Here is a 22,824-nt window from a genome sequence, read left to right as displayed (position 1 = left end):
CCGCCACAGACCGTAATTACGCACACACATCCCATAGGAATGTACATCGTCCGCAAAAATGTAAGCGCCTATAATAAAAAAGGAAGCATCATCCATATCCGGGAGGAGGAGGTCGCCGCGCCGACAAGGACCGTGAAGCACCGTCGTCTCGTCTAGCAGCCGTTCAAGCCGCAAGGAACCGAGGGCAATCGCTTCAGCTTCAACCAATTAAAGGAGGTAGATGATGTTCATGCAACTGCATACGGGGAAACGGAAGCCGTGGGCGGCTTCTTTGCTGGCTCTTGCGCTGATGGCCGGGCTGTTCGCCAACTTGGCGGGACTGCCGCTATCCAAGGTTTATGCGGACGGACCGAACCTGGCCGCCAACAAGCCCGTCACCGCGAGCTCTTACGCCGACGTATACCAGGCGGGCAATGCCGTGGACGGCAATGCGGGCACGTACTGGGAGAGCGCGAACAATGCATGGCCGCAGTGGATTCGCGTCGATCTGGGCGCAGCGGTCACGGTCAATCAAGTCGTGCTGAAGCTGCCGCCCGGCTGGGGGACCCGTTCTCAGACGCTGTCCGTACAGGGCAGCCTGAACGATACGGCTTACAGTACGCTGGCGGCATCCGCCTCGTATTCCTTTAACCCAACGTCGGGCAACGTCGTGACGATTAGCTTTTCCGCCGCCAGCGCGCGCTACGTGAAGGTCAACTTCACGGCCAATAGCGCCTGGCCTGCCGGTCAGGTCTCCGAGCTCGAGGTGTACGGAACGGTCGCGCCGCCCGCGGGCAATGTGTATGAAGCCGAGGCCGCGGCGCTGTCCGGCGGGGCCAAGGTGAACACGGACCATACCGGGTATACGGGAACAGGGTTCGTGGACGGCTATTGGACGCAGGGCGCGCAGACTCAGTTCACCGTAAATGCTGCCGCCGCGGGCAACTATGCGGTCGCGCTGAAGTACGGCAACGGGAACGGCGCGGCCAGAACGCTGAGCGTCTACGTGAATGGTACCAAGGTCACTCAGACGACGCTGGCGAGCCTCGCCAACTGGGATGCTTGGGGAACGAAGTCCGAGACGCTCGCGCTGAACGCGGGCAGCAACACGATCGCTTATAAATACGAAGCGACCGACTCGGGTAACGTCAATCTGGACCAAATCGCGCTGACTTCCGTTTCCGCGACGCCGACGCCAACGCCGACGGCAACCCCGACCGCGACCCCAACGGCCACGCCGACGGCGACGCCAACAGCGACGCCAACGTCTACCCCAACCGCGACGCCAACGGCCACGCCGACCGCCACGCCTCCGCCGCAAGGATCCAATCTAGCGCAGGGCAAGCCGATCACCGCCTCCTCCCTGAATTGGACCTATGCGGCGGCGAATGCCAATGACGGCAGTACGGCGACTTACTGGGAAAGCAGCGCAAACAGCTATCCCGCAACGTTAACGGTCTCGCTCGGCGCGAACGCCGGCATCTCCGCCATCGTGCTGAAGCTGAATCCGGATGCTGCCTGGGCGACACGGACCCAGACGATCCAGGTGCTGGGTCACGACCAGAACGCGACCGCATTCGCCAGCCTGGTCTCTTCGGCACAGTACACGTTTAACCCGGCAACCGGCAATACCGTCACCATACCCGTAAACGCCACGGCCAGCGAGATTCAGCTGAAGTTCACGGCCAATACCGGCGCGACGGGCGGTCAGGTGGCGGAGTTCCAGGTCATCGGCGTACCCGCGCCCAATCCGGATCTAACCGTGACGGGCCTGTCCTGGACGCCGGCCGCTCCGGTCGAGACGGACAGCATCAGTCTCACCGCCACCGTTAAAAACGCCGGTTCGCTGTCGTCCGCCGCGACGAGCGTCGACTTCTACCTGGGCGCGACTAAGGTGGGCACGGCGAGCGTCGGCGCGCTCGCGGCAGGCGCCCAGACGAACGTCGCCGTCAGCGTCGGCACGAAGGACGCGGGCAGCTACGCGCTCTCGGCCAAGGTCGACGAGTCCAACGCCGTTATCGAGCAGAACGAGAACAACAACAGCTACGCCAGCCCCTCCAACCTGACGGTCAGCCCGGTGCAGAGCTCGGACCTGGTCGCCACGTCGGCGAGCTGGAGCCCTAGCAACCCGGCTGCGGGCAATACGACGAGTTTCTCAGTCATCCTTAAAAACCAGGGCACCGTCGCCTCCGCCGCCGGCGCGCACGCCGTCACGCTGACGCTGACGGACGCTACGACGAACGCGGTCGTGAAGACGCTGACCGCCAGCTATGCGGGCACGCTCTCCGCAGGCGCATCGAGCCCTTCGATCGCGCTCGGCAGCTGGACCGCGGCGAACGGCAAGTACAACGTCAAGATCCAGGTCGCCGCCGACGGCAACGAGCTGCCCGTCAAGCAGGCGAACAACGTCTCGACGCAGCCGCTGTTCGTCGGACGCGGCGCGAACATGCCGTTCGACATGTACGAGGCCGAGGACGGCACCGTAGGCGGCGGCGCGGCGATCGTCGGGCCCAACCGCAATATCGGCGACCTGGCCGGCGAAGCGTCCGGCCGCAAGGCGGTCACGCTCAACGCGACCGGCAGCTACGTGCAGTTCACGACCAAGGCGAGCACCAATACGCTCGTCGCCCGCTTCTCGATCCCGGACGCGCCGGGCGGCGACGGCATCGACGCGACGCTGAACGTCTACGTCAACGGCACCTTCGCCAAGGCAATCAACCTGACGTCCAAGTACGCTTGGCTGTACGGCTCCGAGACCTCGCCGGGCAACAGCCCGGGGTCGGGATCGCCACGCCATATTTACGACGAGGCGAACCTGATGTTCGATACGTCGATCCCGGCGGGCAGCACGATCCGCCTGCAGAAGGACGCGGCCAACACGACGAGCTACGCGATCGACTTCGTCAGCCTAGAGCAGGTATCGCCGATCGCCAATCCCGATCCGGCCAAGTACGTCGTGCCGACGGGCTTCACGCACCAGGACGTGCAGAACGCGCTCGACAAGGTGCGGATGGACGCGACCGGCACCTACGTCGGCGTGTACCTGCCGGCCGGCACGTACACGACTTCGAACAAGTTCCAGGTGTACGGCAAGCCGATTAAGGTCGTCGGCGCGGGTCCTTGGTACACGCGCTTCGTCGCGCCTGCGGGCCAGACCAATACCGACATCGGCTTCTCCGCGACGTCCACGGCGAACGGCTCCACCTTTGCCAACTTCGCCTACTTCGGCAACTACACGTCCCGCATCGACGGGCCGGGCAAGGTGTTCGACTTCGCCAACGTCGCGAACATGACGATCGACAACATCTGGACCGAGCACATGGTGTGTATGTACTGGGGCGCGAACACGGACTACGTAACGATCAAAAATTCGCGCATCCGCAACACGTTCGCCGACGGCGTCAACATGACCAACGGCAGCACGAACAACTTGATCTCCAACAACGAGGCGCGCGCGACCGGCGACGACAGCTTCGCGTTGTTCTCGGCGATCGACGCGGGCGGCGCGGACGAGAAGGATAACATTTTCGAAAATCTGACGTCCATCCTCACCTGGCGCGCGGCGGGCCTCGCGGTCTACGGCGGGTACGCCAACACGTTCCGCAACATCTATATCGCGGATACGCTCTGCTACTCGGGCATCACGATCAGCTCGCTCGACTTCGGCTATCCGATGAACGGCTTCGGCGCGAACCCGCCGACCCGGCTCGAGAACATCTCGATCGTGCGCGCGGGCGGCCACTTCTGGGGCCAACAGACGTTCCCGGCGATCTGGGTGTTCTCGGCGTCCAAGGTGTTCCAGGGCATCCGGGTGAGCGACGTGGATATCGTCGATCCGACGTATCACGGCATCATGTTCCAGACCAAGTACAACGGCAGCACGCCGGAAAATCCGGTCACCGACACGATCTTCACCAACATCACGATCTCCGGGGCGCAAAAGAGCGGCGACGCGTTCGACGCGAAGAGCGGCGTCGGCATCTGGGCGAACGAAATGCCCGAGCCGGGCCAAGGCCCCGCGGTCGGTTCCGTTACGTTCAACAACCTGACTTTCAACAACGTCGCGACGCCGATCAAAAACACGACTTCTACGTTTACGATCAACGTCAATCCTTGAGGCCGTTCACGTCCCGTCCGCCATCCGGCGGGCGGGATTTTTGCAGTTTTCGTTTGCGGTTTTCCGTTTGCGTTTGACGTTATTGCATTAACGTCGTGTTCCATTAACCGAATTAACTTTCGATAATCGTCTTGGTCCGGCGTTCTCCCTTAGAATAGCGGCAGAAGCCGGACTGCGCGCCGGCCAACGGGGAGGAATCAAGTTGAGACGGAAGACGAGTGTGCTGATGTGTCTGGCGCTGCTGTTCGGGCTCATTCCTATATACGGAAACGAAGGGACCGTCCATGCAGCCGTGCCTGCGGCCGAACCACAGCTGGTCGCGGGTTATTATCATAGCGCGGGCTTGACGACCGGCGGCACGGTATGGGGCTGGGGCGGCAATGAGTTCGGCGGATTGGCGGACGGCACGAATGTGAACCGGAGCGCGCCTGTGGCGGCTAAAGGCATGACCGGTATCGCTTCGATCGCGGCAGGTGTGCGCCAGTCGTTCGCGGTCAAACAGGACGGGACCGTATGGGCCTGGGGCTCGAACAACCACGGACAGCTGGGAGACGGCACGACGACGAATCAATGGCTGCCCGTGCAGATCGCGATCGGCGACGTCGCGTCGCTGTCGGGCGGGATCGGCTATCACACGCTGGCCCTGAAGAAGGACGGCACGGTGTGGGCTTGGGGAGACAATGAGAGCGGGGAGCTCGGCGACGGCACGCTGACGAGCCGGTCGGTGCCAGGCGTGGTTCCCGGACTCGCGGATATAATCGCTGTATCGGCTGGCGGCTATCACAGCATCGCGTTGAAGGCGGACGGGACGGTATGGGCTTGGGGGCTCAATACGGCCGGCGAGATGGGCAACGGCACGCAATCAGCCGCGCAGTCGACGCCGGTGCAGGTAGCGGGTCTAGATCACGTCGTCGCGATCTCCGCGGGCAACTATCACAATCTGGCCATCAAGGAAAACGGCACCGTGTGGGCTTGGGGCGACAACGGTTGGGGCGCGCTCGGCGACGGTACGACGACCAAGCGGATCGTGCCGGTTCAGGTGCAGGGGTTGAGCGACGTCAAGGCGGTGTCCGCAGGCGGCTGGCATAGCGTCGCGCTGAAGGCGGACGGGACGGTATGGGGCTGGGGCCACAACAATTACGGTCAGGTAGGAGACGGCACCAAGACGCAGCGCAACGCGCCCGTGCAGCTGAGCGGCCTTGAAGACGTGACGCAGATCGCGGCAGGGTCCTTTCACGCCGCGGCGTTGCGCAAGGACGGTTCGATCTGGAGCTGGGGCTTCGGCGGCTACGGACAACTCGGCAACGGCAATTATTCGGATTCCGTCGTTCCGGTCCAGGGCGGATGGCTGGACGGGACGGCGCCGGATGTCTCCGCAGGCACGATCTCGGCCACCGGGGTGACGACGAACAGCGCGACCCTGACCTGGGAAAAGGCAACCGATCTTATGTCTGAGCAGTCAAGCTTGCAATACCGCGTTTACCGCTCCTTCAAGAGCAACATTCAGACGGTTGCGGATATCGAGTCCAAGGGGATCGCAGTCAACAACTATACGACCGATATCGGGAGCTTGCAGCTCATTGAATTGTTAGACGGCATGCCCTATTACTTTAACGTCATCGTCAAGGACAAGGCGGGCAATAAGACCGCATACGCGATGCAGCAGGTCGTGACGGAGGCGATTCCGACATATAGCGTCATCTATAGAGGGAACGGCCATACAGGCGGAAAGGTGCCCGTCGACGATTACTATTACTACAAAGACGAACAGGCGGATATTCTGGGGAATACCAGAGGGCTGACACGTGCCGGCTACACGTTCGCGGATTGGAATACGGAGGCCGACGGGTCGGGCTCTGCGTATGCGGAAGGCGACCGGGCGACGATCGGGCAGGAGGACCTGGTGCTCTATGCGCAATGGTCGAAGAACCCGACTTACAAGGTGCTGTATGACGGCAACGGGGAAACGGGCGGAACCGGTCCAAGCGACAGCGAGGCGTACGAGGCTGGGGAAACCGCGACTGTATTGAGCAATGCCGGCGGCTTCGTGAAGAGCGGCTATTCCTTTGCCGGATGGAATACGGAGCCGGACGGAGACGGTACGCCATATGCGGCGGGCGCTCTGCTCACGTTGGCGGCAGCCGACGTCACGCTGTATGCGCAGTGGACGCAGAACCCGACGTATGGCGTGACATACGACGCCAACGGGGCGGACGGCGGCAGCGTGCCGACGGACGGCGGCGCGTACGAGGAAGGCGCCGAGGTGACGGTGCTGGGCAACAGCGGGCTGGTCAAGGCAGGATACACCTTCGCAGGCTGGATGCTAACTGCGGACGGCAGCGGCACGGCGTACCAAGCGGGCGACAAGCTGACGATGGGCGCCGCCGCGGTCACGTTGTACGCCAAGTGGACGCAGAACCCGACGTACGGCGTGACATACGACGCCAACGGCGCCGACGGCGGCAGCGTGCCGACGGACGGCGCGTATGAGGAAGGCACCGAGGTGACGGTGCTGGGCAACACCGGCTTGGTCAAGGCCGGCTACACCTTCGCAGGCTGGACGCTGACTGAGGAAGGCAGCGGCACGGCGTACCAAGCGGGCGATAAGCTGACGATGAGCGCCGCCGCGGTCACGTTGTACGCCAAGTGGACGCAGAACCCGACGTATAGCGTGACGTACGACGCCAACGGCGCAGACGGCGGCAACGTGCCGACGGACGGCGGCGCGTACGAGGAAGGCGCCGAGTTGACGGTGCTGGGCAACACCGGCGGCTTGGTCAAGGCCGGTTACACCTTCGCAGGCTGGACGCTAGCAGCGGACGGAAGCGGCACGGCTTACCAAGCCGGAGACAAGCTGACGATGGGGGCGACTCCCTTAACGCTCTTCGCCAAGTGGCAAATCGATGCCGGCGGCAATCCGGACCCGGGCCAGGATCCCGATCCGGAGCCCGTGGCAGCGCCAAAATTAACCGCGCTGCATCTTTCGGCCGGCGCCTGGAACAAGACATTTGCTGCAGACACGACGGATTACACGATTACTCTGGCTACCGATGTTACATCGATCCGCTTGACGGCCGCGGCCGCGAACGAGCGGCAGTCCGTCGCGGCGAGCGTCTATGCCGAGGACAACGCGCGGCTGAGCGGTCCCGTTAATCTGACCGGCGGCGTCCAATCCGAAGCCATCGCGCTTTACGATTCCGCGGCATCGATCCAGATTGCGGTGATCGCCGAAGACGGCAAAAGCCTTGTCTACTCGCTGCATGTGCAACGAGAAAAAGCGCAGGAACCGGCCGAACCGACGTCAACGCCGGATCCGACGCCAACGCCGGATGCGACGGCCCAGACGCCGCCGCCGTTCAAGCTTACGATCGGAGGAACGGACCAGTCCCGCATGGGCACGGCAACCATGACCGGGCAAGATCTGAACGTGATCCTGCGCCCGACCGAATTGGCTGCAGGCCTCTCGGACGCTCCTTCAGGCACGGCGATCACGATCACGGCGCCCGACGATGCCCATAGCCTGAGGGTGCGATTCGATGCTGCTGCGCTGAACGCCATGAAGGCCAAGCAAGCCGCTCTCGAGCTCGTGACCGCCCAGGGAACCTACACGCTGCCAGTCGCCGAGATTCCGGCCACGACGGCAGGCGAAGGCGAGACGTTCAGCCTGACGGTGAGCCTGGCGGGAGAGGGCACGGCGTTGCGATTGTCCCAGGCGGCATCCGACTCCGGCTTCGCCATCATCGTAATGCCTGTGACGTTCGAGCTGTCGGCGAGCGAGGCGGGGCGCACGACGGTCATCGACAGCTTTCAATCTTATGTGAAACGTGAGCTGCCGCTGCCTGAGGATACCGATCCCGCAGGCGTGACCGCGGTCGTGGTGGAGCAGGACGGCACGCTCCGGCCGGTTCCGACCGAGATCGTCGCGCGCGACGGCAAATACTATGCGGTCGTCCGCAGCCTGACGAACAGCGCATACGCGGTGATCCGGCAGAAAGCGCAGGAATTCTCGGATCTGAACGGCCATTGGGCACAGGGGGCGATCGCCGACATGGCGGCCCGGCTGATCGTGAATGGCTACGCCGGCGGGCAGTATCGCCCGGATGCGTCCGTCAGCCGCGCCGAGTTCGCGGCTATGCTCGCGCGCGCGCTCGGCTTGCCGCAGTCTGCGGGCGGGGCCACCTCCTTTGCGGATCTGAGGACGGATGCCTGGTATGCCGATGCCGTAGAGCAAGCGGCGGCATACGGTCTGCTGCGCGGGGACCGCAACGGCCGCTTCCGCCCGGAAGAGACCATCACGCGCGAGGAAGCGTTCGCGGTCCTTGTGCGCGCGGCGCGGCTGGTCGGTTATGAGGCCGCTGCGGCGGGCGGGACCGGGCGCGTACTGACCGCGTTCGCGGACGAATCCGCGATTCGCGGCTGGGCGCGCGAAGACGTGGCCGCCGCCGTGCAAGCCGGCCTGGTTCAAGGCTCCGGCGGCCGGCTTCGGCCCGCGGGAGAGGTGACTCGCGCGGAGACGGCCGTTATGCTCCGGCGCTTGCTCATCGAGACGGGGCTAATCGACGGTTAACGATGCTAGACGAGGGAGAGAGGCGCCGCGGCGCCTCCCTCCCTTTTTATTTGCATGGATAAGCATCTCGTTGCAGGGATTGGCCATTTCCCGGCAAATGAATGACAAGAGATGGCGAAAACGATGCTTATCAAGGAGCGAATGCAGGATGGCGCATGTACGGATCAGGTGCACGGGATTAATCATCGAAAACGGCGAAGTGCTGCTGGTCGAATACGACGAGCGAGGCGTCCATTACAATCTTCCCGGCGGCGGGCTCGAGCCTGGGGAGACGATCGTCGACGGCGTCGCGCGCGAGGTCGCGGAAGAAACATGCGCAGAGGTCGAGGTCGGTCCGCTCGCGCTCGTATACGAGATGGCCCCCCACAAGCAATCCGGCAACTATTTGGATGCGGATACCCACAGCCTGCACCTCATCTTCGACTGCAAGCTGAAGCCTGGTTCGCGCCCCCGCATGCCGGACAGGCCCGATCCTAACCAGACCGCCATCAAATGGGTTCGGTTGGACCGGTTGGAAGACGTCCTCTTGATCCCGAACATCGCGCCTCAAATTCGGCAATACGCGGCAAACCAGGCGGGTATTCGATTTATCGAGGACGATCGGCTTCCGCCGCTTCCCGACAATTGGTACAATGAGAGACAGTTGAGGGGTAACGGAGTGAACGTCGTTGAAAAAAGTGACCATGCAGCAAATCGCCGAGCGAGTGGGCGTGTCCAAGTTCGCCGTCTCCCAGGCGCTGTCCGGCAAGCCGGGCGTAGCCGAGGAGACGCGTAACCGCATCTTGCAGGCTGCCAATGAGCTAGGGTACGACTCGAAGGGGAAAAGTCGCGAGGCCGCGCCGGGTCCGCGCCGCAGCAGAGGAAGAGGCAAAGGCAGGGGCGCGTCCGCCTACAAAGGCACGGTCGTCATCCTGATGCCGAACGTGCGCTTTCAGAGCCGCGAATCGCATTTCTGGGGGCGCATCGTCGACGGCGTCGCCGTGGCGCTATCCGAACGGGATATCGGCGTCTTGATGGTCACCGAGAATTATTCGGAGAGGTCGCTCAAGAGCATCAATCCGCAGGCACTGCTCGGGCTCGTCGGCGTCGGTTATATGTCCACCCAGCTTTTGCTGGAGGTCAGGCATCTCGGCATTCCGAGCGTGCTGATCGATCACGAGGATCCTCTCGTTCCGGCCGATTCGGTGTTTATGAACAATTTCGAGGCAGTCCGCGCGATGACCGAGCTGGTGCTGCAGACGGGACGCACGAGATTGCGATTCGTCGGCAATCCGCGCTATGCCTCCAGCTTCCGCGACCGCTGGCTAGGCTTCAGAACGGTGCTGGAGGACGCGAGGCTGGAGGTGCCCGACCCCGAGTCCGATCCGCTCATGCGGCTCGAGGAGCAGCATCCCCATCTGACCGTGGACCTCGTCGTGGACGAGCTGTGCGCCCGCGGCGAGCTCCCTTCGGCGTTTGTATGCGCCAACGATTTTATGGGATACTTGATTCTCAAGGCGCTCGCGCGCAACGGCGTGAACGTGCCCGGTCAAGTCGCGGTTACGGGATTCGATCATACGGACGAGGGCGTAGACGCGTCCCTACCGGCTCTCAGCACCGTGCATGTGCCGAGAGAGGGATTGGGCAGGCGCGCGGTAGAGATGCTGTTTACGAGGCTGGCGGACCCCGATCGGCCCGTCGAGAAGACCTTGATCGGCGGCGCGCTTCTGCTGCGGGAGTCGTTTCGGAGCGAATGAGGGAGCGGCCGGCTGATTGAGGGCATCAAGGAGGCAGAGTCATGGACAAGACGGCGCAGGACGTCGCGGCATGGATGGTGACCGAGATTCGGCACCGGGGCATGTTGAAGCAAGAGGAAGCCGTCGCGCACATTCGCGAGCACTTCGGCGAGAGATTCGTATTCGAGAACGAACGCGGCCATACCGGGCTCGACCGCGAGGTGGTCAAAGCCTTCCGCAAGCTTCACGGCGGGCGCGTCGCATGGGACCGCGACGGGTTTTTCTGGGGCTGGACCTAGAGTCGTTAGGGAAAAGACGTCAATATTGCATATACAATAACATAGACAGAAATTGAAAAGGAGCGTGCGGGCATGCTGAGTTTGGAGCAAAAGTTGGCCATCGCCGACGAATTCAAGGAACTGACGCGCAAGGACGTGTCGCTCGGGCGCGTTAATTATCAATTCGACGGCAGCGCCTACGACAAGAAAAACGTCGTTTATCACCTGCACCGCAGCGGCAACGGCTTTGTTTATGCCGGCAGGCTCGACGGCTACGAGACCGACGAGAAAGGCTTCGCGAACATTGCGGATTTTTCGGAAGACCAGCTTCGGACGATTATCGCCGCGTCCATCGAATCGCTTAGAGGCGAGGAAGGGGAGGAAGATGCCGAGCCCGGGCGCGAGGAGATCTGGCGGAACGAGAAGCGGCAGACGCTGGAGCTGAAGTACGACGAAGAGGATCTGATGTGGTACGTCTACGCGGGTCTCAATCTGGACGGCGCATTCGAATCCTATGCGGAAGCCGCGGAATACCTGAAGGAAGAGGGATTCTCCAAGGCCTGATAGCGACCCCGGGAGAGGCGCATTCGCGTCCGGATAGCATGGCGGTATTGCCAATCGGTCTTTTATGGGCTATGATGGATATAATGCATGTACGTGGAGAATCATATATCGCCAAGGTTTTATGGTAGTCAGCGAGCCTTGTCGCGTATATGATTTTTTGATTTTGACGGTTTCCAGGCTGCTTCGTCACGCCCATTACAAGGAACAAGGCTTAAGCCTTGGAGAGGAGCGCTGCATGTACAATTCCCGCAAAAAACCGCTTGAAGAGGTTCCGCTGGAACCGACTACCGTATGGTCCTGCGCCAGCGACAGCTGCAACGGATGGATCCGCGAGAATTTTGCGTTCTCGGCCGAGCCTGCATGCACGCTATGCGGATCGCCGATGGAGAAGACCGAGCGCATGCTGCCCGCCATCGTGAACACGAGCCTGTCGATGTCGAGCCGCAGTTGAACGCCTGACCAGGACGGACGGAGCCGCGTCTTGCCGCGCCCGACTTATGCCGCGCCTCCGCACGGGAGGGCGGCATTCTGGTTCTTAGTCTGCCGCAGGCTTCCGCAAGAAAAGTTGGCATTGCCTGTTTAAAACCGGATTCGATTGGTTAAGATATATTCGAGCGACGCTTTGCCCTGCCGAGGGGAGTGTAGCCGGCGGGATTGGCGTTTTGTTGTCTTGCCGTACATCGACCGTATCTGCATTTGCGTTCCAGGACAAGATGTGATAAGATGAGTTTAATCTAAATCTTGACCTGAGTTCACATATTGTAGAGGGTTATTATTTTAGAAGCTTTAATAACCTTGTACAATATGTGAATTTTATTTTCAACGCAAAATAAAGGTCATGTAGAAAAAACATTTTTGGAGGTAATACCAAATGGCTCAACAAGGTACAGTTAAGTGGTTCAACGCAGAAAAAGGTTTCGGCTTCATCGAAGTTGAAGGCGGCAACGACGTATTCGTTCACTTCTCCGCAATCGTCGGCGAAGGCTTCAAGACGCTTGACGAAGGCCAACGCGTTGAATTCAACGTTGTTCAAGGCAACCGCGGTCCGCAAGCTGAAAACGTTGTAAAGCTGTAATTTGATTTTAAGCGGCGGAGACGCCCTTAAATAGCGAAGCCCGGCCCTAGGCCGGGCTTTTGCGCGTCAACGGGAAAAGAGCGCCGTCGAGATAGTGGGCGGCGCTCTTATTTAGGTCTCGTTTAAGCGGCAGCCAGCGCCGAAGCCCGCGCGATGGAATCCGAGATTTTTTGCTCGAGCGAGAGCTGGTTTTGCTTCGCCGTATTGATCTGGCCTGCCAGCTTGAGCAGATTCGCCAGATCGCCGGAAGCATCGCGGGCCGCATTTTTTTTGGCGGAGGCGTTAAAGCTGCTCCACAGCGCCTTGCCGGCCTGCTTCGCGGCAGACGCTGCCCGCTTCTCGGCCTGAATGCGCGTCTTCAGCGCGTCGATCGCCTCAAGCGGTTCCTTGGCCCGCTTAGCCTTCGCGGCCGCGGCCGTCTTCGCCAGCTTCAGCTTGTCCTGCTTGGCGCGGATGTCGTCGCGGGCCAGCTGAACGGTGACCTTCAGGATATCCGCCTGCAGCTTCAGCATGGCGTTCAGATCCTTGTTCTTTAGCTTGCGCACAGCTTCCATCCGCTTGTTGAGCGCTGTATACGAGTCGAAGAGCGGCTTATACTTCGTCTGCGCCGCCTTGACCTGCGCATCGAGCTTGGCTATATCGGCCGCGTCGATCTCCTTGATCCGCAGCTTGGCCGTCTTGAGCTGCAGCTCGTTGCGGTCGTGCAGCGCCGTAGTGGCCGACTCTGTCTGATCTCCCTTGGCCTCCAGCACGCTTAGCTCCGCATACTGCGACTGAATCTTGGTACGCAGTGTCGGTTCGGCTGCGGCGTTCATCTTGTCGTACGCGGTCTTGGCCGCCGCAGTGAAGGTGAACGAGGCAGCCTCGGATATCCCCGGCACCATCGCCAACCATGTCAGTACCGCAGCCAACGCTAATTTACATCCCCATCGCATAATTTCTTCCTCCCCAAAATGGATTTGGACAGCAAAAAAGCACCGGTAAGCAAGGCTACGGCCTTGACTCACGGGTGCTTCCCCTGTCGGATGTTCGATTGGTTCTGTTCGTTCAATATACACGGAATCCTCGATGGAAGTCAATCCCTTATTGAGAACGTTTGTTCCGTTTCGCTCTATTTTTGAATCAATACCAGCGTCTTGCGGGGCACCTGTTCATACAACCACCGGACATCTTTGTTGTGCATGCGTATGCATCCGGCGGACACGTATTTACCGATCGACTTCTCGTTGTTCGTGCCGTGGATGCCGTAGGCATAGGAGACCTGGCCGTTTTTCAGCGGCACCTTCAGGCCGAACCAGCGATCGCCCAACGGGTTTTTGGGATCGCCGCCTTTGATCTTCTCCTTGTAGTAGGGCCGATTCTTGATCTTCTCCTGAATGACGAACAGACCCTCGGGCGTATAAGAGGGTTTGGCGCCGGTCGCGACCGGAAATGTCTTGACCAGCTTGCCTTCCTTGAAGTAGGCCAGCTTGTTGAGCGATTTGTCGATAACGATGAAGCTCTCGTACGTCTTGTACTTCGCGTCCAGCTTGATTTGCGCCGCCGACGCCGCCGACGCGGCATTCAGCGGGATTAAGCCGATGACCAGAACAGCCAAGCCGAGCAGTACGATCCATGCTTTTCTCAAAATGTATCGCCTCCTAGCGCTATTCCATGAATATGCGCGAGAGGAGGCGATTATGGGTGGATGAGCTCAGGTTCTTCGTCTTAACTCGAAAAACTCGCAGGCCTGTCTCGAATGGTAGGCCAGCTCGCTGACGCTGGTCTGGATGACGACGGTACGATCGTCGAAGCGAAGAATCACGCCGCCGCTGTCGACGATATGGTCGTCCTTAAAAACGCGCATGCGGAGCTGCCGCTCCATCGCTTCCTGAAAATCCGCGTCGGTCGTCAATCTGCGGTTGATCGACATCTCTTCAATCCCTTCTGTGTGGACAAACGCTGTATTCATCATAATGCGTGATCCGGTAAAAAACCACTCCTGCATGACGCATTCGTTCCCGGGATCGCCTGACTTAAGGGAATATCGTTAAAATGTCAGGAAAGGCAACGCGCGGCGCGCCCCGGGCGAACGCCCGCCCGATTCTTCGCATAAGATGAAGCAGTCTTCGAGGAGAGGCAGAGGGTGAAGAATATGGAGATAGCCCTGACATCCTTGCACTGGGTGTACCTGGCTTTTATTTTGTTTATCATGGCGATGCTCGTGATGCGCCGGGATACGATGATGGTGTGCGTGCTCGGGATTCTCGCGCTCGGCCTGATCGCGACCGACAGCCTGGGCGGCTCGGTATCGGGCATTTTCAACAGCTTTATATATGCGATTAAGGAGCTCATCGGCACGATTCTGATCATCTCGATCATCGTCTCGATGAGCCGTATCCTGATCCGCACGGGCATTAACGAAGCGATGGTCGCGCCGTTGACCCGGTTTATCCGTACGTCGGCGATGGCGTACTGGGGGATCGGGATCATCATGATGGTGACGTCCTGGTTTTTCTGGCCGTCGCCGGGCGTCGCGCTGATCGGAGCCGTGCTGCTGCCGGTCGCGGTCCGGGTCGGTCTGCCGGCGCTCGGCGCCGCCATGGCGATGAACTTGTTCGGGCACGGCATCGCGCTGTCGGGAGACTATATCATTCAGGGGGCGCCCAAGCTGACGGCAGACGCGGCGGGGCTTCCCGTGACGCAAGTCATGGAGGCGAGCATACCGCTCGTCGCAGTGATGGGCATCGTCACGACAGCGGCGGCGTACTGGTTCATGCGAAGGGACCTGAAGCGCGGTACCTTCCGCGACGGCCTGGTGGCGGAGAACGCGGCGGGAGGCGGCTCCGCCGGGCAGGCTGACGTCATCCCGATGGCGCCGACGCTGAAGCGGGTGCTCGCAGTGGTTATCCCGTTGCTGTTCCTGGCCGACGTCGGCGCGATGATCGTGTTCGACCTGCAAGGCGGCGACGCGACCGCCCTGATCGGGGGGACGGCCGTGTTGATTCTGATGGCCGTGACGCTGCTTGCGCATGGGAACCGGGGGCTCGAGGCCACCACCGATTACCTGATCGAGGGGCTGCAGTTCGGCTTCCGGGTGTTCGGGCCCGTGATCCCGATCGCCGCCTTTTTCTACCTGGGCGACGCGGCCTTCGCTGACCTGATCGGCCATCTGCCGGAAGGCTCGCACGGCATCGTGAACGATCTGGGCGTCGCGCTCGCGAACGCGGTGCCGCTGAGCGGCGCGGTCGGCTCTGTGACGCTTACGATCGTAGGGGCCATCACCGGACTTGACGGATCGGGCTTCTCGGGGCTGTCGCTTGTAGGCTCGATCGCGGGCATGTTCGGCGCGTCGGTAGGCGGCACCGATACGCTCACGGCGCTCGGGCAGGTCGCGGGAATATGGGTAGGAGGCGGCACGCTGATCCCTTGGGCGCTCATCCCCGCTGCGGCGATCTGCGGCGTCAGCCCGTTCGAGCTGGCGCGCCGCAACCTGCCGCCGGTGCTCATCGGTCTCGCCGTCACGACGCTGGTCGCCATGCTTCTCGTATGAGGCCTCATCGAATGGTTAAGGGGACTTTTTGCGATACTGGTTCGGCGACACCCCGGTCAGCTTCTTAAACACTTTGCTGAAGTATTTTTCGTCCTGGTAGCCGACCATCTCGGCGACCTGCGCGATTTTGAAGTTGGGATTGGCAAGCAGCAGTTTGGCTTTGTCGATCCGGATGCGGGTGAGGAAATCGATCATATTCTCCCCCGTCTCTTGCTTGAACCTGCGGGAAATATACTCCCGGCTTAAGTAAAATTGGTTCGCGATCTCCTGCAGCGTGAGCTCTTGGTTGTAATGCTGCTCGATGTAGCGGACCACGGCAGGGATCGCGCTCAGGGACGATTGGCCCGCGGACGGGCGGCTGCGCGACCAAGCGATCAGAAAGTCGCGGAGCACGGTCTCCAGACCGTTCAGATCGAGCCGGCCGCGATCGTCCAGCGGCAGAACGCCGGTCGGGGCAGGGGCCGCGGTGTCCGTCCAGCCGGCTGCGGAAGGCGCGCTTCTCGAATCGCCGGCTTCTTGCCATCGCTGCAGCATCTCCTCGAACGCGGTCCGCCACCGATCGAGCTGTTCGCTGCTGATCCGGGGCATGCGGCGCAGCTCGGTCATGCAGCGGCCGACGGCATCCCGAATCTGCTTGTCCGATCCGCTAAGGACGGCGAGGCGCAGGCTCTCCTCGTAGTCGTCGAGCCGCGGCGCTGGACCGGCTGCGTGAATCGCAGCCGCTTCGCTGGGATAATAATGGGCGCGCTCCGCCAGCAGATCGCGCTCCCGCAGCGCAGCCTGGGCCGCGCGATACGAATGCGCCGCCCCCTTGGGAAAAGGCTGCACGGTGCCGATGCCGAAGTCGAAGCGGCATTTGAGCGTCAAAAGGCAGCACGCGTTAATCTCGGATAACAGGCGCTGCGCCTCCGCGTCGGGCCGCGCCGCTCCGGGCGAGGTCCAGAAAAACAGGAGGATCTCGTTCTCCGAGCGAAGATTGCGGCAGGCGAGGCCACGGTCGCCGCGCTGAAGCACTTCGTCGGCGATGTTGGTCAGCGTGAAAAACAGCAGATCCCGATTGCCGGCGTACCGCTCCGTCACTTCGGACGAAGCGGATTCCAGGTCGAGGACGGCGACGAGGCAGGACGTCGCCGTCCGGAAAACAGGCTCGCCCTGAAGCGCGCTCCGCGCGTTGCCGTAAGAGTCGCCGCCGCCGAGCAGGTCGGAGAAGATGCGGTCGCGCATGACCGGCCGCAGCTGGTTGATCTCCATGCTGCGCGCGAGCTCCTGCTTGCGCGATTGATCCTGCTCGTTCCAGCGGGCGACCGCGCGTTCAAGCGCGCTTGTCAGCTGCTCGGGATCGATCGGCTTCAGCAGGTAATCCTGCCCGCCGTGCTGCATCGTGCCGCGCACGAGGTGGAAGTCGTCGTGGCCGCTGATGACGATCTTCTGGATCTCGGGCCGATGCGCCTGGAGCCATGCGAGCAGATCGAGCCCGCCCTGGATCGGCATCATCATGTCGGTGACGACGATTCCCGGCCGCACGCGTTCAATGAGCGCCGCCGCTTCTTCCCCGTTGGCCGCTTCATGGATCTCGCCGACGCCAATCGCACGCCAATCGACGAGCAGTCGGACGGCTTCCCGCACATGACGCTCGTCGTCCACGATGACGACTCTCATAGCTTTTCCTCCTTATCGATGTCGAAAGTCCGATCTGCCGTGCGTTGGCGCCCGCCCTCCGCGAGCGGCGATTGGCGCAGCGGAATGAGCAGCGCGACCTTGAAGCCGCCTCTGTCCGAAGCGGCCACGGTCATGTCCGACTCGTCGCCGAAGTATAGGCGAAGGCGCATGGCGACGTTGGCGAGCCCGATCGGTCCGCCGACGCCGCCCTCGCCGCCCGTATGGGCCAGGCGCGCGCGCAAGCCCGCGAACGCGTCCGGCGCCATCCCTTTGCCATTGTCCTCGACCTCGATCCGCAGCCACTCGCGCTCATCCTCCAGCTTGGCGACAATGCGGAGCTCCCCGCCCAAGTTCCTCCCGTCCGTATCCGCCGGGTCCGCGTCATTGCCGCCAGCGCCGCTCCCGCCGCCCGCCTCGCTCTGACGCGTTGCCCCGGCCGCGCCGGGTTCGTACCCGTGCTTGAAGTAATTTTCGATGAGCGGCTGGAGCAGCATCTTGGGCACGGGGATGTCCATCGCATCCAGGTCGATCTCGTAGAAGACGGCCAGATCCTCGCCGAACCGCTGCTTCTGCAGTTCCAGGTAGGATTTGGCGTGGGCGAGCTCGGCGGACAGCGGCACGACGCTCTCCTCGGTGTTCATGCTGTAGCGCATCATTCGGGCCATCGCCGCGACGAGCCCGTAGATCTTCGGCGCATTGGACTGCAAGGCGAGCGTGCCGATCGATTGCAGCGCGTTGTTGAGGAAGTGGGGATTGATCTGCGCCTGCATCGCCTTGAGCTGAATCGTTTTGTTCGCGAGCGCCAGCTTGTATTCGCGGTTGATCAGCTCCTCGATCGTCGTAACCATCGTGCCGAAGCGCCGCTCGAGCACGCCGAACTCGTCGCTGCGCTGGGCAGGACCGGCTTCGGCGCCCGCGCTCCATTTGCCCGCTTGGACCAGGTTCATGCGCGCGATCAGCTTCTTGATCGGGCTGGTGAACTGCACGGATACGATCAGCGTCGCGATGACGGCCACGATGAGCGATAGCGCGATGATCAGCGAGTTGATGGTGCGGATGCCCTGCGCGTTCTGGTACAAGTACGAGTAGGGGAGCTGCTTCACGACGATCCAGTCCATGAACTGCGTGTTCAGCGTGTCGTAGATGATATAGCCGGCAAAAGCCGAATCCGACCACTTGAAGTCGCCGCTCTCGCCGTCGCTTGCGAGCAGTTGCCGCGTCCAACCGGCTTCCTTGAGCGATGAGCCGTCCTCGGGCTGCGCCCCGCATACGATGTCCCCTTCGCGATTCAGCACGTACAGCTTTTCCTCGTCCGACTGCGTCAGCCTGCCGCATATATCGCCAAGTACGGTCATCCGCACGTCGATCGACAGGTAGCCGATGACCTGATCGCTCGGCGTGCGGATGATCGGCCTGCGCAGAGTGATGACGTCCTGGGCGGACACGGCCCGCCTCGAATCCAGCTCGTAGCTCGCGCTCTTGTGGACGGGTTCTACGAACGGCACCGGATTATCTGCACGTCCCCGGGGCCAGCCGCCGTCCGCTTCGCGACCGCTCCGGAATAGCCCTCGCGCGAGCAGATAAGACCAGCTGTCCTCGCCTCGTCCGATCTGCAGGTGGATCTGATGAATCTCTTTGTTCGACTGGTACATGTTGAGCAGATGCTGGTAGATCGCGGTGCGATAGGACAAGTCTACGGCCGCTGCGTCTGAGCCGGGAGCGGTGAACCGCTCGATGATCGCGTACAGTGAAGCCGGCGAATTGATCGAATTGTAAACGCTTAACGAATTGCGGTTGAGCGTGTTCATGTAGTTCAGGATGTTGTCTTTGCCGACCTCGAGGAGACTCCGGTTCTCCAAGATCGATTTATCCGTCACCTGATTTTTGATATAAAAGTCCGAGAAAATCATGGACAGCGCCATCGGAACGATCGTGGCGGCGAGCAGGAGCGCCATCAGCTTCGTGCGGATGCTTTTTTTCAAGACGGTTTTCCCCCGAGGTCAATATATTACACCAAACCCATCATATCTATCGGTGGTTCCCGCCGCAATAACTCTTTATATTTTAGCTATCGGAAGGGAGTGTACTTCATGAATAAACGCAACGGCAGATCCGGAGAATGGCTTCAGCAGCTCGTATTCGTGGGACCGGGGCTGATCGCGTTTTCGATCATCGTGCTCGTTCCGTTCCTGCTCGGCTTCTATTACTCCTTCACCGAGTGGAACGGCCTCGACCTTAACAAGGCGCAGTGGACGGGCATGGACAACCTGGATCGGATCTTCACGCGCGACGACAAGTTCTGGGCGGCCTTCGGCTTCACGCTCCGGTTCACCGCCGTCACGGTGCTGGCTTCGAACCTGCTGGCGTTCCTGCTCGCGCTTATGCTGACGCGGGCGCTCAAGACGCGCAACCTGCTGCGCACGGTCTTTTTCGTGCCCAACGTCATCGGCGGCATACTTCTCGGCTATATCTGGCAGTTTATCTTTACCAAGGGCTTCAAGACGATCGGTGAAATGACCGGCTGGTCCTTCTTCGAGCAGCCCTGGCTCGGCACGCCGGGTACCGGGTTCTGGGGCCTCGTCATCGTGTTCGTGTGGCAATCGGCGGGCTACATGATGGTCATTTACATCGCGGCGCTGACCGGCGTGCCCAAGGACATGCTCGAGGCGGCGACCATAGACGGCGCAGGGTACTGGCAGAGCATCCGCAAGGTGACGCTGCCGCTCATCATGCCGGCAATCACGGTGTGCCTGTTCCTTACGATCTCCAACGCCTTCAAGATGTTCGACCTGAATCTGTCGCTCACCAAGGGCGGTCCGGGCACGTCGACGCAGTCGCTCGCCTACAACATTTACGCGGAGGCCCTGGTCAACAACCGTTACGGCCTCGGCACGGCGAAGGCGATGCTGTTCTTCCTCGCGGTATCGCTCATCGCGGTGACGCAGGTATGGCTCACCAAGCGCAAGGAGGTGGAGGCCTGATGAACCGCGTGCGCGCCCTGCGCTACCGCCTGGCCGGCATCGAGATCGCCGCGATTGTGCTGGCTCTGCTGTTCGTCGCTCCGTTCTACTTCGTGTTGGTCAACTCGATCAAGACGCTGGGCGAGATTCTCGTCGACGCGGCCTCGCTGCCTGAAGTATACAAGTTCAACAACTACACACGGGTATGGGACATGATCCGCTTCCCGACCGCGCTGCGCAATTCCGTCGTCATCACCGCGATCAGCGTCGCCGGCATCGTCGTCATCAGCTCGATGACCGCCTACCGTCTCGTCCGCAGGCCTTCGCGCTTCAACAACCTGCTGTTCCTGGCATTCATCTCGTCGATGATCATCCCGTTCCAGTCGGTCATGCTGCAGCTGGTTCGCGTGACGAGCCTGCTCGAGCTGCGCGGCGATCTGCTGGGCATCGTCGTCTGCTATCTGGGCTTCGGCCTGGCGCTGTCGGTATTCCTCTTCCACGGCTTCATCAAAGGCGTGCCGCTCGAAATCGAGGAGGCCGCGGTCATGGACGGCTGTTCGCCGTACGGCGTCTTCTGGCGGATCGTCTTCCCGCTGCTGAAACCGATCGCCGTGACTGTCGTCATTCTGAACACGCTGTGGATCTGGAACGATTATCTGCTGCCCGTGCTCATCATCGGCTCCAACAAGGACCTCACGACGATTCCGCTCGCGGTCACGCGGTTTTTCGGACAATATACCAAGCAGTGGGATCTCGCGCTCGCCGGCCTCGCCATGAGCGTGACGCCGATCATCCTCCTGTTTCTGCTGCTGCAGAAGCATATCGTCGAGGGGATCACCTCGGGCTCGGTCAAGGGCTGAGCGACAATATGTTACACTTTTGAGATCAACATCGTCGGTTTTGCGCAGACGATTTCCCCTCTATACTCGACACTGTAGCTAGAACAACGATTACACGGGAGGTCATTACCTAATGAAACGCATTTCCGCAGGCATTCTGATCGCATCGCTCTTGACGGTCGCCGCAGGCTGCGGCAATAATAACGACGGCAACGCCGCGCCCGCATCTTCTGCGGCCTCTTCCGGATCGTCCTCCTCGGCGCCGGCATCCACCGCGGCCGCTTCCTCGGACGCGCCCAAGAAGGACGTCACGATCAAAGTGTTCCAATTCAAGGTCGAGATCGCGGACGCGCTCAACAAGATGGCCGAAGCGTACGAAAAGGAGACCGGCGTCAAGGTCGACGTGGAGACGCACGGCGGCGGCGAAGACTATAACGCGCTGCTCAAGGCGGAGATTGCGTCCGGCTCGGAGCCCGAGATCTTCAACTCCGAAGGCTACGCGGCGCTCGAGCCCTACTACGACCGCGCGACGGATCTCTCGGGAGAGGGCTGGGCGAAGGACGTCATCAACTCCGCCGCGGCTCCGGCCCGCGTGGACGGCAAGCTGCTGGGCATGCCGATGAACATCGAAGGCTACGGCATCATTTATAACAAAGACCTCTTCGCCAAGGCGGGCATCGCTGAATTGCCGAAGACGCTGACCGAGCTCGAAGCGGCGGCCAAGAAGCTGCAGGAAGCCGGCATCACGCCGTTCTCCACGACGAACGAATGGTGGTCGATCGGACAGCATACGATCAACGTCGGACTCTCCGAGCAGCCAGACCCGGTCAAGTTCATCGAAGACAACAAGGCCGGCACCGCTTCCTTCAAGGGCAACGAAGTATTCGGCAAGTGGATCAACTACGTCGATCTTGTCTTCAAGTATGCCCAGAAGGATAAGCTGACGACGGATTACGCGACGCAGGTAGCCACCTTCGCCAGCGGCAAGGCCGCGATGATCCAACAGGGCAACTGGATCCAGGGCGACGTCGACAAGGTCGCCAAGCTCAACCTCGGCGTGCTGCCGATCCCGATCGACGACGGCGGCAAGGCGCATATCTACACCGGTCCGGCCAACTTCTGGATCGTCAACAGTAAATCCAAGAACGCCGAGGAGGCGAAGAAGTTCCTCGACTGGATGGTCACGTCGGAGACCGGCAAGAGCTACATCACCAAGGAGTTCAAGTTCATCCCGGCACTGGCCACGATCCCCGCTACGCCCGAGGATATCGGACAGATCGGCGCTGCCGTATCCGAGCTCGCCAAGGATGCGGGCGGCTGGAATTGGGGGCGGTACCCGGACGGCGTCATCCAGGGCTGGGGCGCGGCGATGCAAGAGTATCAGGGCGGTTCGATCGACAAGGACAAACTGTTCGAGAAGTTCGACCAAGCGGTCAAGGATATCGTGAGCAAATAAAGCTTTATATATAGTAGAAACACGGCGGATGGTGCGATAAAAGGTCCGCGGAACAGCCGGAGCTTCAGGGGGACGAGATTTTT

At 61.3% G+C, this 22,824-nt stretch carries 17 protein-coding genes; 12 read left to right on the top strand and 5 right to left on the bottom strand.

What is annotated here, in order from left to right; translation table 11 throughout:
• Positions 1 to 229 precede the first annotated feature (229 nt).
• The 8 genes from PQG80_RS11335 to PQG80_RS11300 all read left to right on the top strand — a co-directional run bounded on the left by PQG80_RS11335 (position 230) and on the right by PQG80_RS11300 (position 12,295).
• Entirely contained in the window at positions 230 to 4,096 is a 3,867-nt protein-coding gene (locus PQG80_RS11335) for a galactose-binding domain-containing protein (protein WP_271751420.1), read from the top strand.
• Positions 4,097 to 4,298: 202 nt separating this feature from the next.
• Positions 4,299 to 8,663, top strand: a complete 4,365-nt coding sequence (locus PQG80_RS11330) for an RCC1 domain-containing protein (RefSeq protein WP_271751419.1) — start codon at positions 4,299 to 4,301, stop codon at positions 8,661 to 8,663.
• A 148-nt stretch (positions 8,664 to 8,811) separates the two neighbouring features.
• On the top strand, positions 8,812 to 9,438 hold the full coding sequence (locus tag PQG80_RS11325; RefSeq protein ID WP_271751418.1) for an NUDIX domain-containing protein: 627 nt from the start codon (positions 8,812 to 8,814) through the stop codon (positions 9,436 to 9,438).
• Positions 9,341 to 10,399 carry a LacI family DNA-binding transcriptional regulator gene (locus PQG80_RS11320; RefSeq protein ID WP_271751460.1) on the top strand — a complete coding sequence of 353 codons (1,059 nt, stop codon included), beginning with the start codon at positions 9,341 to 9,343 and terminating at the stop codon, positions 10,397 to 10,399. The genes PQG80_RS11325 and PQG80_RS11320 overlap by 98 nt, the downstream gene beginning before the upstream one ends.
• A 41-nt stretch (positions 10,400 to 10,440) precedes the next feature.
• Positions 10,441 to 10,677: a DUF6953 family protein gene (locus PQG80_RS11315; RefSeq protein ID WP_271751417.1), complete on the top strand. Its 237-nt coding sequence runs from the start codon at positions 10,441 to 10,443 to the stop codon at positions 10,675 to 10,677.
• A gap of 72 nt (positions 10,678 to 10,749) precedes the next feature.
• On the top strand, positions 10,750 to 11,220 hold the full coding sequence (locus PQG80_RS11310) for a hypothetical protein (RefSeq protein ID WP_271751416.1): 471 nt from the start codon (positions 10,750 to 10,752) through the stop codon (positions 11,218 to 11,220).
• Positions 11,221 to 11,455: 235 nt separating this feature from the next.
• Positions 11,456 to 11,671, top strand: a complete 216-nt coding sequence (locus PQG80_RS11305) for a cold-shock protein (protein ID WP_271751415.1) — start codon at positions 11,456 to 11,458, stop codon at positions 11,669 to 11,671.
• Positions 11,672 to 12,091: 420 nt separating this feature from the next.
• Positions 12,092 to 12,295, top strand: coding sequence for a cold-shock protein (locus tag PQG80_RS11300; RefSeq protein WP_090118053.1), 204 nt, complete (start codon positions 12,092 to 12,094; stop codon positions 12,293 to 12,295).
• Positions 12,296 to 12,417: 122 nt separating this feature from the next.
• Here the strand turns inward: PQG80_RS11300 and PQG80_RS11295 are convergent, their stop codons facing one another.
• The 3 genes from PQG80_RS11295 to PQG80_RS11285 form a co-directional block, all read right to left on the bottom strand.
• Positions 12,418 to 13,230 (bottom strand): hypothetical protein, encoded by an 813-nt coding sequence (locus tag PQG80_RS11295; RefSeq protein WP_271751414.1) that lies wholly within the window; start codon positions 13,228 to 13,230, stop codon positions 12,418 to 12,420.
• Between the two features lie 176 nt (positions 13,231 to 13,406).
• Complete coding sequence (locus PQG80_RS11290; RefSeq protein ID WP_271751413.1) at positions 13,407 to 13,922, bottom strand: L,D-transpeptidase; 516 nt, start codon at positions 13,920 to 13,922, stop codon at positions 13,407 to 13,409.
• A gap of 66 nt (positions 13,923 to 13,988) precedes the next feature.
• Positions 13,989 to 14,207 (bottom strand): hypothetical protein, encoded by a 219-nt coding sequence (locus tag PQG80_RS11285; RefSeq protein WP_271751412.1) that lies wholly within the window; start codon positions 14,205 to 14,207, stop codon positions 13,989 to 13,991.
• A gap of 222 nt (positions 14,208 to 14,429) precedes the next feature.
• Here PQG80_RS11285 and PQG80_RS11280 point away from each other — a divergent pair, with 222 nt between their 5' ends.
• Positions 14,430 to 15,827 carry a hypothetical protein gene (locus tag PQG80_RS11280; protein ID WP_271751459.1) on the top strand — a complete coding sequence of 466 codons (1,398 nt, stop codon included), beginning with the start codon at positions 14,430 to 14,432 and terminating at the stop codon, positions 15,825 to 15,827.
• 15 nt (positions 15,828 to 15,842) lie between these two features.
• On the opposite strand, the gene PQG80_RS11275 is transcribed toward PQG80_RS11280, so the two are convergent.
• Both PQG80_RS11275 and PQG80_RS11270 read right to left on the bottom strand, forming a co-directional pair.
• Positions 15,843 to 17,486 (bottom strand): response regulator, encoded by a 1,644-nt coding sequence (locus PQG80_RS11275; RefSeq protein ID WP_271751411.1) that lies wholly within the window; start codon positions 17,484 to 17,486, stop codon positions 15,843 to 15,845.
• Positions 17,483 to 19,468 carry a cache domain-containing sensor histidine kinase gene (locus tag PQG80_RS11270; RefSeq protein WP_271751410.1) on the bottom strand — a complete coding sequence of 662 codons (1,986 nt, stop codon included), beginning with the start codon at positions 19,466 to 19,468 and terminating at the stop codon, positions 17,483 to 17,485. Before PQG80_RS11270 ends, PQG80_RS11275 begins: the two co-directional genes overlap by 4 nt.
• A gap of 108 nt (positions 19,469 to 19,576) precedes the next feature.
• Between PQG80_RS11270 and PQG80_RS11265 the strand changes: the two genes are divergently transcribed.
• The 3 genes from PQG80_RS11265 (at position 19,577) to PQG80_RS11255 (ending at position 22,741) form a co-directional block, all read left to right on the top strand.
• Positions 19,577 to 20,467, top strand: coding sequence for a carbohydrate ABC transporter permease (locus tag PQG80_RS11265; protein WP_271751409.1), 891 nt, complete (start codon positions 19,577 to 19,579; stop codon positions 20,465 to 20,467).
• Positions 20,467 to 21,306 (top strand): carbohydrate ABC transporter permease, encoded by an 840-nt coding sequence (locus PQG80_RS11260; protein WP_271751408.1) that lies wholly within the window; start codon positions 20,467 to 20,469, stop codon positions 21,304 to 21,306. The genes PQG80_RS11265 and PQG80_RS11260 overlap by 1 nt, the downstream gene beginning before the upstream one ends.
• A gap of 112 nt (positions 21,307 to 21,418) precedes the next feature.
• Entirely contained in the window at positions 21,419 to 22,741 is a 1,323-nt protein-coding gene (locus PQG80_RS11255) for an ABC transporter substrate-binding protein (RefSeq protein WP_271751407.1), read from the top strand.
• The last annotated feature ends 83 nt before the right edge of the window (positions 22,742 to 22,824 follow it).

It is taken from the genome of Cohnella rhizoplanae (genome assembly GCF_948329515.1).
GTDB classification, from domain to species: domain Bacteria; phylum Bacillota; class Bacilli; order Paenibacillales; family Paenibacillaceae; genus Cohnella; species Cohnella rhizoplanae.
The sequence above is the reverse complement of the archived record's forward strand: the minus strand, read 5'-3'. Positions and strand labels throughout refer to the sequence as shown.

Bases quoted from the DNA above. Each gene is read 5' to 3' on its own strand.
- PQG80_RS11255 (WP_271751407.1), top strand. From the start codon at position 21,419: ATGAAACGCATTTCCGCAGGCATTCTGATCGCATCGCTCTTGACGGTC.
- PQG80_RS11265 (WP_271751409.1), top strand. From the start codon at position 19,577: ATGAATAAACGCAACGGCAGATCCGGAGAATGGCTTCAGCAGCTCGTA.
- PQG80_RS11280 (WP_271751459.1), top strand. From the start codon at position 14,430: ATGGAGATAGCCCTGACATCCTTGCACTGGGTGTACCTGGCTTTTATT.
- PQG80_RS11285 (WP_271751412.1), bottom strand. From the start codon at position 14,207: ATGTCGATCAACCGCAGATTGACGACCGACGCGGATTTTCAGGAAGCG.
- PQG80_RS11310 (WP_271751416.1), top strand. From the start codon at position 10,750: ATGCTGAGTTTGGAGCAAAAGTTGGCCATCGCCGACGAATTCAAGGAA.
- PQG80_RS11300 (WP_090118053.1), top strand. From the start codon at position 12,092: ATGGCTCAACAAGGTACAGTTAAGTGGTTCAACGCAGAAAAAGGTTTC.
- PQG80_RS11325 (WP_271751418.1), top strand. From the start codon at position 8,812: ATGGCGCATGTACGGATCAGGTGCACGGGATTAATCATCGAAAACGGC.
- PQG80_RS11305 (WP_271751415.1), top strand. From the start codon at position 11,456: ATGTACAATTCCCGCAAAAAACCGCTTGAAGAGGTTCCGCTGGAACCG.
- PQG80_RS11275 (WP_271751411.1), bottom strand. From the start codon at position 17,486: ATGAGAGTCGTCATCGTGGACGACGAGCGTCATGTGCGGGAAGCCGTC.
- PQG80_RS11315 (WP_271751417.1), top strand. From the start codon at position 10,441: ATGGACAAGACGGCGCAGGACGTCGCGGCATGGATGGTGACCGAGATT.
- PQG80_RS11260 (WP_271751408.1), top strand. From the start codon at position 20,467: ATGAACCGCGTGCGCGCCCTGCGCTACCGCCTGGCCGGCATCGAGATC.
- PQG80_RS11295 (WP_271751414.1), bottom strand. From the start codon at position 13,230: ATGCGATGGGGATGTAAATTAGCGTTGGCTGCGGTACTGACATGGTTG.
- PQG80_RS11335 (WP_271751420.1), top strand. From the start codon at position 230: ATGCAACTGCATACGGGGAAACGGAAGCCGTGGGCGGCTTCTTTGCTG.